8 protein-coding genes and 1 tRNA gene are annotated in these 12260 nt (G+C 61.8%); 5 read left to right on the plus strand and 4 right to left on the minus strand.

What is annotated here, in order from left to right:
• The first annotated feature begins 23 nt into the window (after positions 1–23).
• Positions 24–1982, plus strand: a complete 1959-nt coding sequence (locus AC07E3_RS07120; protein WP_478360885.1) for an acetoacetate--CoA ligase — start codon at positions 24–26, stop codon at positions 1980–1982.
• Between the two features lie 304 nt (positions 1983–2286).
• Here the strand turns inward: AC07E3_RS07120 and AC07E3_RS07125 are convergent, their stop codons facing one another.
• From AC07E3_RS07125 to AC07E3_RS07135, 3 genes are all read right to left on the minus strand, one after another.
• On the minus strand, positions 2287–3984 hold the full coding sequence (locus AC07E3_RS07125) for an ABC transporter permease (RefSeq protein ID WP_478360887.1): 1698 nt from the start codon (positions 3982–3984) through the stop codon (positions 2287–2289).
• 90 nt (positions 3985–4074) lie between these two features.
• A complete protein-coding gene (locus AC07E3_RS07130) occupies positions 4075–5133 on the minus strand; it encodes a Fe(3+) ABC transporter substrate-binding protein (RefSeq protein WP_478360889.1) in 1059 nt (352 codons plus the stop codon).
• 179 nt (positions 5134–5312) lie between these two features.
• Positions 5313–8720: an ATP-binding protein gene (locus AC07E3_RS07135; RefSeq protein ID WP_478360891.1), complete on the minus strand. Its 3408-nt coding sequence runs from the start codon at positions 8718–8720 to the stop codon at positions 5313–5315.
• 325 nt (positions 8721–9045) lie between these two features.
• On the opposite strand from AC07E3_RS07135, the gene AC07E3_RS07140 reads away from it, so the two are divergent.
• The 4 genes from AC07E3_RS07140 to AC07E3_RS07155 all read left to right on the plus strand — a co-directional run bounded on the left by AC07E3_RS07140 (position 9046) and on the right by AC07E3_RS07155 (position 11144).
• Positions 9046–9528 carry a phasin gene (locus tag AC07E3_RS07140; protein WP_374730059.1) on the plus strand — a complete coding sequence of 161 codons (483 nt, stop codon included), beginning with the start codon at positions 9046–9048 and terminating at the stop codon, positions 9526–9528.
• Positions 9529–9721: 193 nt separating this feature from the next.
• Positions 9722–9798, plus strand: a tRNA-His gene (locus AC07E3_RS07145).
• Between the two features lie 273 nt (positions 9799–10071).
• Complete coding sequence (locus AC07E3_RS07150) at positions 10072–10686, plus strand: hypothetical protein (RefSeq protein WP_478360893.1); 615 nt, start codon at positions 10072–10074, stop codon at positions 10684–10686.
• A gap of 176 nt (positions 10687–10862) precedes the next feature.
• Positions 10863–11144: a hypothetical protein gene (locus AC07E3_RS07155; RefSeq protein ID WP_478360895.1), complete on the plus strand. Its 282-nt coding sequence runs from the start codon at positions 10863–10865 to the stop codon at positions 11142–11144.
• Positions 11145–11156: 12 nt separating this feature from the next.
• On the opposite strand, the gene AC07E3_RS07160 is transcribed toward AC07E3_RS07155, so the two are convergent.
• Positions 11157–12257, minus strand: coding sequence for a diguanylate cyclase (locus AC07E3_RS07160; protein ID WP_478360897.1), 1101 nt, complete (start codon positions 12255–12257; stop codon positions 11157–11159).
• Positions 12258–12260: the final 3 nt, after the last annotated feature.

Below are 12260 nucleotides of genomic sequence, written 5' to 3' on the forward strand. Positions count from 1 at the left end.
TGAACGGCAATGAGGAGGACAGGATGAGGGCAGCCGAGCCGCTTTGGAGACCATCTGAGACCCGGAAGAACGAGGCGCCCGTCTCGGCTTTTGCGAGGTGCGCCGAGAAGGTGGCCGGGCGCAGCCTGCCCGATTACGACACGCTCCACGCCTGGTCGGTTGAAGATCGTGAGGCCTTCTGGTCGCTGGTCTGGGACTTCTGCGGCGTTATCGGTGACAGGGGCGAGCGCATTCTGGTCGATGGCGAGCGCATGCCCGGCGCGTCGTTCTTTCCCGATGCACGGCTGAATTTCGCGGAGAACCTTCTGCGCGGTTCGGGAAGCGGCGATGCGGTGGTTTTTCGCGGCGAAGACAGGGTCGAGCGCCGGCTCTCCTGGGATGCGCTGCGTGCGCAGGTATCGCGTCTGCAACAGCTTTTCCGTGACAGGGGGCTGAAAGCCGGCGACCGGGTGGCGGCGATGATGCCCAACATGCCCGAGACACTCGCGGCGATGCTCGCTGCCACGTCGCTTGGTGCCGTCTGGTCGTCCTGCTCACCCGATTTCGGCATTCAGGGCGTGCTCGACCGGTTCGGCCAGATCGAGCCGACTGTCTTCATAGCGCCCGACGGCTACTGGTATGGCGGCAAGGCCTTCGATGTTTCAGATAAGACGGCGACGGTTCTCGACAAACTGCCGGGCGTTAAGCTGGCTTTGATTGTCGACTATCTCGGGCACGCGCGCGAGGCCGCCGCAAAGATCGACAGGGCCGAGGCCTATGACGAAGCGGTGGCAGGCTACGAGGCAGGGGAACTCGCCTTCGAGCGGCTCCCCTTTTCGCATCCGCTTTACATCCTGTTTTCTTCCGGCACGACCGGCATCCCGAAATGCATTGTGCATTCGGCGGGTGGCACGCTTCTCCAGCATGTGAAGGAGCATCGCCTGCATGCCGGACTCAAGCCCGGCGACCGGCTCTTCTACTTCACCACCTGCGGCTGGATGATGTGGAACTGGCTGATGAGCGGGCTGGCTTCCGAGGCCACGCTGCTGCTTTATGACGGTTCTCCGTTCCATCCCGACGGCAACGTGCTTTTCGACTATGCCGATGCCGAGGGCATGACCTATTTCGGCACGTCTGCCAAGTTCATCGATGCGGTGCGCAAGGCCGGCCTGAAGCCGATGGAAAGCCACGATCTCTCAACGGTCGAAACGATCTCGTCGACCGGCTCGCCGCTGGCGCCGGAAAACTTCGCCTTCGTCTATGAGGGGATCAAGAAGGACGTCCATCTCGCCTCGATCTCCGGCGGAACGGACATCGTGTCCTGCTTTGTGCTCGGTGTACCGACGCTGCCGGTCTGGGTCGGCGAGATCCAGGCGGCCGGGCTCGGCATGGCGGTCGAAGTCTGGGATGACGAAGGGCGTCCGCTTGAGAAAGGAAAGGGCGAGCTCGTGTGCACGCGCGCCTTCCCGGCCATGCCGATCGGATTCTGGAACGATCCAGAAGGCGAAAAGTATCACGCGGCCTATTTCGACCGGTTCGACAATGTGTGGTGCCACGGCGATTTCGCCGAGTGGACGGAGCATGGCGGCATTGTCATCCATGGCCGCTCCGACGCGACGCTGAACCCCGGCGGCGTGCGCATCGGCACAGCGGAAATCTACAACCAGGTCGAGCAGCTACCGGAAATCCTGGAGGCGATCTGCATCGGTCAGGAGTGGGAAGACGACGTGCGGGTCGTCCTTTTTGTGCGGCTTGCCGATGGCGTGACGCTTGACGAGGCGCTGGAGAAGACGATTCGCACCAAGATCAGAACGGGAGCAAGCCCGCGTCACGTGCCGGCGCGCATCGTCGCCGTGGCGGACATCCCGCGCACGAAATCCGGCAAGATCACCGAACTTGCCGTGCGCGACATCGTTCATGGCCGCGCGGTGAAAAACAGGGAAGCGCTCGCCAACCCCGAGGCGCTGGACCTTTACCGCGACATTCCCGAGCTCAGCACCTGATGTCGGCGCGGCTTGGTTAAGGAAGGATGAAGCCGAAATTTACCGAGACTTCACAAGTGGTACGGATCGGTAAATTTCTCCGCGCTCCAGTAAGGTTCTGTTAAGGGTTTGCCCGCGATAGTGTCGGCTAACTTGACGAGCCGGACACAGGTTCCTTCTGTTCATGCAGATGTTCGCCAAGCCCCGTTTTTGACAGCATTCAAGATCCTTCAGGCGCCCTTTATCGGGCGCTTTTTTTTGCCCGAACTGTCGGTGCGTCCACGCGTGCACGGCGCAGGGATGCGTAAGCCTTCGGAAGGGAGTGTCAGGTGTTGTGGTCGCGCATCAGGGGGCGTGACAGAAGGATCACCGGCACGATGGCCGTGGCGATGATGAGGAGCGCGGCGACGGCGCCATCCTCCACCACACCACGGGACGCGTTTTCATAAACATGCGTGGCGAGCGTGCGGAAGCCGAACGGGCGAAGGAGAATGGTCGCAGAAAGTTCCTTCACCGTGTCCACGAAGACGAGGATGGCCGCCGTCAGGATAGCGGGCTTCAGAAGCGGCAGGAGAATGGTCAGGGCGCTCTGGTTCGCCGTCTTGCCGAGACTGCGGGCGGCCTGATCCAGATTGGGAGGCAGTTTTTCCAGACCCGAGCGGACCGCGCTTTCAGCCAGTGCGAGAAAGCGGATCGTGCAGGCGATGACAATGGATGCCGCTGTGCCGGTCAGGAGAAGCCCGGTGGAAAAGCCGCCATGGGTGCGCGCAGCGTTGTCGACCGCGTTGTCAATGGCGGCGAGTGAGAGAAGCAGGCCGAGGCCGAGGATCGTGCCGGGCAGGGCATATCCGATTGACGCAAGCCGCACGAGCGCCATGGTGTAGGGCGAGCGCGAGAGACGCATGGCATTGAGAAGCAGCAGCGCGATGACAACGGTCGCGATGGCGGTGATGCTGGCCACTGTGACACTGGTCAGGAATGCCTGCAGAACCTGCGGATCCGCAAACTGGTAGAGCCGCTTCGAGACATAGCGGCCAAAGACGAAAAGAGGCACGCCGAAGCCCGACAGGATGGGCAGGATGAGGGCGCCGGTTGCCAAAATGCCTTTGAAACCTCTGAGCGGCAGACGAGGCGGGCGCACATGCATCTGGGTGCCGCGGGCGCTGTGAAAGCGCTGCTTGCGGCGCGCCCATTGCTCGGCTGTCAGAAGCAGGAAAACGATCACCAGCATCACGGAAGCGATCTGTGCCGCCCCTTCAAGGCTCCCGCGATTGAGCCAGGTGGAATAGACCGACAGCGTTAGCGTGCGAACGCCGAGATATTCCACCGCGCCGATGTCGTTGAGCGTTTCCATCATCACCAGCGCCAGACCTGCGACGATGGCCGGGCGAGCGACGGGCAGGAGAATGCGGAAGAAGACGCGCGCTGGCCGCGCGCCCAGCGTGCGCGCCACATCGGCGATGTTGCGCCCCTGCATGAGGAAGACGACGCGGGCGGTGAGATAGACATAGGGAAAGGTGACGGATGTCACCACAAGGGCCGCGCCCCAGGTGGAGCGGATGTCGGGGAACCAGTAGTCGCGCGCGCTTTCGAAACCGAAGACGGCGCGAAGCGCACTCTGCAGCGGTCCGACATAGTGGAAGAATTCGCCAAAGGCATAGGCGGCCAGATAGGTGGGCACGGCGAGCGGCAACACCAGCGCCCATGCAAGAAGCCGGCGCAGCGGAAACTCGTAGCCGACCACCAGCCAGGCCGATCCGACACCGATGACGGCCGTGCCCATGGCGACAAGTCCGAGCAGCGCGAGTGTCGTTCCGAGCGACTGTGGCAGCACGTAGCGCAGGAGATGCGGCCAGGCTTCGCCCGTGCCGGAAAGAGCGACGAACAGGATCGTGGCGACGGGAAGGATGACGGCCAGCGCGATTATGAGACTGCCGAGCCGCGCGGCACCGTGGCGCTCTCCCCGAACGCGGGGAAAACGGTGTTCACGAAGAGGTGCTGTCGGCGCTGGCTGGAGGGTCATGGCAACAGGTGCGATACGATTGCGGGTGTCCCCGCAAATGCAAAAAGCCGGGCCCCGCAAAGGACCCGGCTTTTACGTGTTAAAGATGGATCAGCTCGCCGGGCCGTCATCGAGACCGACACGGTCGACCATTTCGGAAGCCGCCTTGCGGTTCTTTGCGATCTCGGCAAGCGGCAGGCTGTCCGGCTTGATCTTGCCGAAGGACTGCACGGTTTCCGAAACCGTGGCGCCGGGAAGAACCGGATACTCGTAATTGGTCTCGGCATAGATCGACTGGGCCTCGGAGCTGCCCAGGAAGCGCATCAGCTCGAGCGCGTTGTCACGGTTCGGCGCGTGCTTGGCCATGGCCATGCCGGAAATATTGACATGGGTGCCGCGATCCTCGGAATTGGGGAACAGGACCTTCATCAAGGCGGCCCAGTCCTTCTGCTCCGGCTCTTTCTCATTGTTGATCATGAGACCGACATAATAGGTGTTGCCGATGCCCAAATCGCATTCGCCGGCATAGATGGCCTGTGCCTGCGCACGGTCGTTGCCGCTCGGCTTGCGCGCGAGATTGGCCTTGAGGCCCTTCATCCACTCTTCGGCCTTCTCCTCGCCGTGATGGGCGATCATGGAGGCGAACAGAGCGATGTTGTAATTGTGCTGGCCGCTGCGCATGCAGATCTTACCCTTCCACTTGGGATCGGCAAGCTCTTCATAGGTGATGGTATCCTGCTCGACGCGGTCCTTGGAGGCATAGACAACACGGCCGCGCGTGGTGACGCCGAACCAGTGGCCTTCCGGATCGCGGAACTCGGAGGGAATTTCGGAATTCACCGTCTCGTCTTCGACGGACTGGGTGATGCCCTTTTCCTTGGCATTCATCAGGCGGCCGATGTCGACCGTGAGGATGACGTCTGCCGGCGAATTGGAGCCTTCCGCGGCAATACGGTCCTCAAGCCCCTTGTCCAGAAACAGGACTTCGGTCTCGATGCCCGTCTTCTCGGTGAAGGCGTCGAGCAGCGGCTGGATGAGGAAGGGCTGGCGGTAGGAATAGATGTTCACCGTTCCCTCGGCCTGGGCTGCAGGCAGGGTGGTGGCAAGCGTTCCCGCGGCGACAAGCGCGGCAAGACCGGCGCGGGCAGCGATCAGTTTGTTTGTCAGCATTGGTGTCTCCAAACCTTTGGGATTCAAGGTCCCAGGGAATGCGCAGCTCTTGCTCCGCAGTGCGGCTGTATCTCGCGGAAAAAACACCGATCGTCAAGAAAAATGCGAACAATATCATTAGTTTAGAAATATTCTAAACTACGAATGTCATCTTTTCTGGCCGTGGCCTGGCCGGCTGCTCAGTCGGCCAGCACGCGTGTCGGCGGAAACGAAACCTCGACAAGCGTGCCTTCGCCGGGCACCGAGTTGATGGTAAAGGCGGCACGATTGGCTTCCACCATGGCGCGGGTCAGCGGCAGGCCAAGGCCGGTTCCGTCACCACGTTTGCGCTTCAAGCTGTTGATTTGCTTGAAAGGCTTTAGCGCTTCCTCGATTTCTGCCGGGTTCATGCCGATGCCGGTGTCGCGCACGCGCATGATGACCGACCCGTCAGAACTATAGGCTGTCGAGATGATCACCTGGCCGCCGGCGGGCGTGTAACGCACCGCATTGGACAGAAGGTTGAGCGCGATCTGGCGAACGCTGCGCGGGTCGGCGACCACATCCGGCAGGTTCGAGGCGAAGCTCGAACGGATGATGACGCGCTCTCGATTGGCCTGCGGCTGCATCATGGCCACGGTTTCGCCGAGCACATCGTTGAGCGACACCGCCTCATAGTGCATCTCCTGCTCGCCGGCTTCGATCTTGGAAATGTCCAGCAGATCGTTGACGAGGTCGAGCACATGATTGCCCGAACGGTTGATGTCCTGCAGGTAGTCGCGGTAGCGGTCATTGCCGATGGGGCCGAACTTTTCATCGAGCATCAGCTCGGAAAAGCCGATGATCGCGTTGAGCGGTGTCCGCACCTCGTGGCTGACACGCGCCAGAAACTCCGACTTCTGCGAGGAGGCGCGCTCGGCCTCGGCGCGCGCCTGGGTCAGCTCCTCCGCAGCGCGTTTCCATTGCGTGACGTCGCGCAGGACAGCGCAGAAGCCGCTGCTGTGTGGCAGGCGCCCCATGGTCATGAAGAGCGGGATGAAACGCCCCTGAGCCTCACGGCCGATCACTTCCAGACCGTCATTGAGGACGCTGGCAACGCCATTGTCGGAAAGGCTTTCCAGATGCGCGCGCACTGCCCCCTGGCTTTCGATGGCGAAGAGTGCGGTGAAGGGTTTGCCGGTCACATCCTGATCGTCGAAACCGAAAAGCGCTTCCGCCGGCCGGTTGGTCGAGCGGACATTGCCGTCATTGTCGATGACCACCACGCCATCCGTCGCCGTGTCGACGATGGCCCGCATCTCGGCCAGATGCATCTGCAGCTCGGCGGTCTGGGCGTCCAACTCGGCATCGCTCACCGCTTCGGCGTGCGCATCGGCTGTGCCAGTTCCTGCCATTGCGGCAACCGCTTCCGTCCCGGTTTCGGTGGGTTGCAGCGCAAGAAGCAGGGCCTTTCCATCGCGCCAGGGAACAGACTGAAGATGCGCGTGCACATCGTGTTCGTCGCCCCGGGCGGTTCTGATTTTCAGAGCCTGCGCGTCGGCAGGGGCCTGCGAAACCTCGTAGCTTTCCGGGAAAAGCACATCGAGACCGCCGCTTGCCTCAAGCGCTTTCAAGTCCGCGTAGCCGGTCAGATCGAAAAAGGCCCTGTTGGCGTAGTGGAGTGTGTCTCCAGCATGGATCACGATGGGCAGCGGCAGGCCGGCCAGGAGGCCGGGGCTATTCTCGTCACTGTCGGCAGGCATGGTGTAGAACGCCGAAGGAACGATGGCCGAAGACGACGCCTGTGGGGAGGGTGCATCCTCGGAACGATTCCCGGCAGGCTTTGCCTGCGCGTCATCCTTGACCGGTTCCTCGCTCTTCGAGGCCGCCGGCACTTCTTCCTCTGCGTTTACATCGCCAGAAGCATCGCCGGGTGCGTCCGGTGTGATGTCCGGTTCCGTATCGCCTGTCTCGGGTGAAACGGTGTCGGGCGAAGCATCGAGATTTTCGGGTTCCTGTTCCTGCCGGTTTTCCTGGCGCAGGCGCTCACCGATCTCCCGGAAAGCCGTCGTCTCCGTCGGCGACAGCCCGCCTTCCGTGGCCGGTGCGGCGCGATGTTCGGCGAGACGGATGATCTTGACCGGCTCGTGTTCAGCATCAGCGGCGGATTCCGGTGCCGGTTCGGAAAGGTCCCCTGCCGGCCCATGGTCATCGAGCGGCAGCGGCTCCGTGGCCTCTTCGTCTGCGGATTCCGTGGCCGGGTCCGTCGGCAAGTCGCGTGTCGGCAAAGGGGCGCCAGGTGTCAGCACGAGGCCGATGCCCTCCGGGTCTGTCACCGCGTCGCTCATACGCGCCAGACCGAACCCGTGAAACCCTTCGAAGATGCGGCCTCGGCCATAGATGGGCAGGGCGGCCAGATCGACCGGAATTTTGAGATCCGTACCTTCCAGAGGCCACATGACGGTTCTGCCGGACCAGGTGTCGCGGCGTTCGAGCAACGCCGAAATGCGCCCTTCGGGATCGAGCCCGAACGCGTTTGAGACATCGCGGAAACGCCGGCCCATCACATCGGCCGCCGCCGGGCCAACCGCTTCGGCAAACGCGTCCGACAGCGCGGTAAAGCGGCCTTCCGCGTCCGTGCGCCAGGCAAAACGGACCGTTCCTCGTGGGCGCTCCACCGGAGCCGAAGGCGCGCTTTTCGTTTCGTCTTCGACCGGACCGGCAGGGGCGCCCTCGGCAGTGATCTGTGGGCCTTCCGGCGCGCTTTCATCGTCGCCGTTGCTCTCGACCGGCGGCAGGCCATCGACCGGTGCCGGTGTGCCGGCCGGTTCTTTTGAAGCTGAAACAGGCTCGAGCTCGCTGGCCACAGTGGTTTCGGTGTCCAAAACTGCCGGTGGCGGCGCAGTGTCTCCGGCAGCGAGAACCGGCTGCGGAGGCCGAGGCTCATCCTGCTGAAGCGGTGCGTTCTGCTCGTCAACGACGACAAGCAGATGCCAGGCGGGATCGTCAGTCAGCCTGGCAAAAGCGGCGGGCCGGCGGCGCCCGCCGCCCTCCACCATGCGCTTGACCAGCCGGTCTTCCTCATCGCGCACTTCGCCGACCAGGGCGCGCAGCGTTTCGCGCTCTATGCCGAGCGCCTGGAAACTGCCTGAGGCAGCGGCAACGAAGCCATGTTCATCCACAAGGGCGGCGAACTGGTCTGCGGCGTCGAAGCCCTCAACGGCAGCCGTGGCGCGGAAACTGTCCTCGCGCATGCGGGTCGAAACCGCCTTGCGCGCGAGAAGGATAGCCTCTTCGCCACCGGGCAAAACGACCGTGGATGCGCTCAGATTGACAATGGGCGATCTGAGTCCACGCCCAAGGCGCGTGGCGACGGTGCGTTCGCTGGAAATTCTCGGAAAGCCGGGGGTGGCGGAGATCTGACGCCGGGTCGTCATGGACAGGCCGCTTTCGGCGCCGATCGCCTCGTCGATGTTGCGATGGCCGATCATTGCCGCCCCGGGGCCGTTTGCCCAGATCACCGTGTCGAGTGCCGTGGTGAGTATGAGCAGTGCGTCGCCGGCGGCAAAGCGCTCGCGCACCTGATCCAGAACCGCAATGTCAACGAAGGAATATGAGACAGACGCCATTCAAACGAGCCAGACTATTTTTCTTCACGCGGGTCGACCGAAGATTCGCAGGGCGCGACAACCGCAACGGTTCAAACAGCATCGGGCTGCCATCCTCAACCGCAGAACGCGGCATCCCGACAACGACGTTAACACCTTATTAATAAAAGCATGTGGCGGCGAGGTCCACAAATGCCAATGGCGCGCGGGCACGAATTCTCGCTGATTGGTTAACTGCAGGCGGGCGAAATGCTGCGTCGCAACATAGATGTTGCAATGCACAATAAGCGATGCTATATAGGCACCATGAATTGTCGGGCGGGTGCCAACCCTAAGGAGAACCGCCATGAACGAGAACCAAAGGACCGCGGATATGACCAAGACCACGCAGAAGGACAATGGGACCGTCGAGTTCCCGACGTTTGACGCGACGCAGGCGAGCGAGCAGTTCCGCGCTTTCGCCGAAAAGAGCGCCGAGCAGACGAAAGAAGTTTATGCCCGTATGAAGGTGAATGCCGAAGAGACCCAGAAGGCTCTCGAGGCGACCTTTGAGAATGCGAAATCGGCTGGCAACGAGTTCACCTCGAAGTCGATTGCCGCGCTGCGCGAGGGTACCGAAGCCAACCTGGCCCATCTTGAGGCTCTGGCCGGCGCCCGCTCCTTCGCCGAGCTGATCGAGATGCAGAGCAACTTCATGCGCAAGCGTATGGAAGTGGCTGTGGACCAGATCAAGGATTTTCAGGCTGCCTCGCAGAAGTCGGCCGAAACCGTAGCCAAGCCGATGAAGGACGTCTTCGAGAAGACCGTCAAGGAACTGCGCGTCGCCTGAGGCGTTTAGCGCTTAGAAAAGTCCGGCAGCGCACTCCTCCTCCCGTCGCTGCCGAGTGGGACCGAAACCTCCTCCCTTCGGTCCCTTGTGAAAAAGACCGGGATCCTCCCCCCGGTCTTTTTTCTTTTGTTCTTTTGGCTTGAAAAAGCGATCATTTGCCCGTATTGACGCGGCTGCCGGTCACCGGTCGTGTGCGGTTGTAGCTCAGTTGGTTAGAGCGCAGGATTGTGGCTCCTGAGGTCGGTGGTTCGAATCCACCCAACCGTACCATTTCCCCCAAGATCCATTCCGATTACATCGTTCATCGCCGCGCCGGCTTATTCGCGCGCTGGGTGCTCTGACGTCTGCCACCGTGCGTGGGGCTGCCACGCCCGGCTGTGCTTGAGCGGCAGGCCGAGCCTTGATGCGATTCGGGATTGTCCAAAAGGCGCGGCTGGCGAGTCCTGGGCCGGTCCGGCCATCGGCAACCTACGCCTTTTTATCATTTGCCGATCGGTGATCGTTCTCACAGACTGTCGGCATGCCTGCGGATGGGAGGATGATATGGGCGTTCTGGTCGACGAGAAATTCTGGGTGATGGCGACAAACCGGATGTGGCTGAGTTTCCCGCCGCCTGACCGGCCCATCTCAAACGAGGAGCTGGCCGAGATCCTGGAAATCGGCTGCCGGACCTTCTCCGAGGTGCTTGCCGATCCGGATTACGCAAGGGATCTCGAGGAAGTCATCGCCCTGCGCGACACGGTCGACACCGATGCACCGGGATGGCTTGAGGATTTTCGCGGCTTCTTCGAAAGATTTGCACAGCGCGAGCGCGCGCTTCTCGTACAGTCCCAGATGGACGAACGGGTCGCGGTCCGGTTGCTGACTGCGCTTCAGGATGTTGTTGTGGGAACCGGCGAGACCGAGGACTGGATTGCCGAGGCAGAGAATCTCAATCGCCTGTTCCACAATGCGCGAGACATTTGCTGCGGCTATGCCGAACGGGCCAGAAGGGAAGCGATCCAGGCGACGCCTGAAGATCGCAGCAAACTGGTCCACGATGCACTCGAACTTGTCGGAGGCGGCGCCATGATTGCGATCGATACGAGCGCATGGGAGCCCACGTCAATCATCGGCGGAAGCCTGTTGATCTACGGTGTGGTGCGACGGCGCCTGTAGGCCGCTTCATAGTGGGCATTGAAGGGGCGGCGCGCGCGCCGGTTTTGACAGCGTCATTGCCGCACCTCCAGCCGGGTTCACCCGAGTGCGAAAGGCGCCGGGAGCGGGTATAATCTCACCCGCTGTCGCGGGAGCGGCGATCTGAAGTGAAGCCTGGGGGAGATTTGGTAAGGCCGATGAAAGAGCTGTTTCGACTGTCGCGTTACCATTGGCTGTTTCTGTTTCTGGTCATGGCGTTCTGCGCCTTCGCCACCGCGTTCCTGTCTTTTCAGTTGATCAACATCGCGATGGCGAATCTGGAACTCATCGCCACCCACGGCCTGATGGGCATCGTCGATGGAGGGCTTTTGCAGTTCCTTTCCATCGTCACCAAGGGGCTTCTGATCGTAACCCTGTATTTCTGCTTCAAGGGGATGGAGGCGGAACTGCTTCAGCGGTGGAGACGGATTGACCGCTGACCAGAGAGCGAATTACGCGGCGAGTGCGATCTCGACGCGATTCCGGCCTGCTTCCTTGGCACGGTAGAGCGCCATGTCTGCGCGTTTGAAAGCAGTCGCAAATGGTTCGACATCTTCGAAGCCGTCGCTGGCGTAGAGACCGATGCTCACGCTCAGATTAATCTCCAGCGTCCCCTCGTGGCGATAGGGTGTAGCAGCAACGGCCTTGCGAAGGCGCTCGCCGAGGCCGAAGGCGCGTTTTGCATCATGCGAGGGGAGAACGAGCGCGATCTCCTCGCCGCCATAGCGGGCCACGAGGTCGGTCTTTCGCACATTGGAACGGACCAGAACGGCCAGATGCTGCAGAACCTTGTCGCCGACATCGTGCCCGTGCGCATCGTTGATCTGTTTGAAATGATCGATGTCGATCAGCATCAGTGCACAGGCATCGCCGCGCTGGCTTGCCGCTTCCATCAGGTCGGGGCCGCGCATGTCGAAGGCGCGCCGGTTTGCAAGCCGTGTCAGAGAATCGGTGGAGGCTTCCCGCGTTAGGGTGTTCTCGCGCTCAAACTGACGCTTCTGCCGATCAACAATGCCGCCGACAATCATGGTGCCGAGAATGTTCATGACGAGCATCACCGGACCCACTTTCATCAAGATGGCCACGGCTGTTTCAAAGGGCAGCAGAAACATCGAAACGAGCGAAGCGGCGCAGAAAACACCGAGCAGGGCGAATGCGAAAAGCCCGGTGCGCCGGCCTTTGAAATAGAGGGCGAAAACGACACCGGCAGCCGCGCACATCAATATGCCGACACCACCGGGGAGCGCCCCGGCACCGCCCAGCCAGAGCCTGTAGGCGAAAGCGGCAAGCGTGGTGGCGCCGACAGCAAGCCATCCACCGAAGCTCATGGCAAGAATGACGAAAGCGTTGCGCAAATCGAAGATGATGCCGGGTGCAACCTCCACGGGGAGCGTCATCGAGCCGACGGCACCGGCGGCGAAGACAAGTGCAACCAGCGTATGCCGCACGCTCGGCGTCGGGCAGCTGCGCAGGACGATGTCGTAAAACAGTGCAGCGACTGCGGCGATCCCCAAATTCTGCAAAACGCCGGAAACCAGCAGCGCTGTCGTCATCAC

The organism is Nitratireductor lacus (assembly GCF_056431025.1).

Bases quoted from the DNA above. Each gene is read 5' to 3' on its own strand.
- AC07E3_RS07130 (WP_478360889.1), bottom strand. From the start codon at position 5,133: ATGCTGACAAACAAACTGATCGCTGCCCGCGCCGGTCTTGCCGCGCTT.
- AC07E3_RS07150 (WP_478360893.1), top strand. From the start codon at position 10,072: ATGGGCGTTCTGGTCGACGAGAAATTCTGGGTGATGGCGACAAACCGG.
- AC07E3_RS07155 (WP_478360895.1), top strand. From the start codon at position 10,863: ATGAAAGAGCTGTTTCGACTGTCGCGTTACCATTGGCTGTTTCTGTTT.
- AC07E3_RS07120 (WP_478360885.1), top strand. From the start codon at position 24: ATGAGGGCAGCCGAGCCGCTTTGGAGACCATCTGAGACCCGGAAGAAC.
- AC07E3_RS07140 (WP_374730059.1), top strand. From the start codon at position 9,046: ATGAACGAGAACCAAAGGACCGCGGATATGACCAAGACCACGCAGAAG.
- AC07E3_RS07125 (WP_478360887.1), bottom strand. From the start codon at position 3,984: ATGACCCTCCAGCCAGCGCCGACAGCACCTCTTCGTGAACACCGTTTT.
- AC07E3_RS07160 (WP_478360897.1), bottom strand. From the start codon at position 12,257: ATGACGACAGCGCTGCTGGTTTCCGGCGTTTTGCAGAATTTGGGGATC.
- AC07E3_RS07135 (WP_478360891.1), bottom strand. From the start codon at position 8,720: ATGGCGTCTGTCTCATATTCCTTCGTTGACATTGCGGTTCTGGATCAG.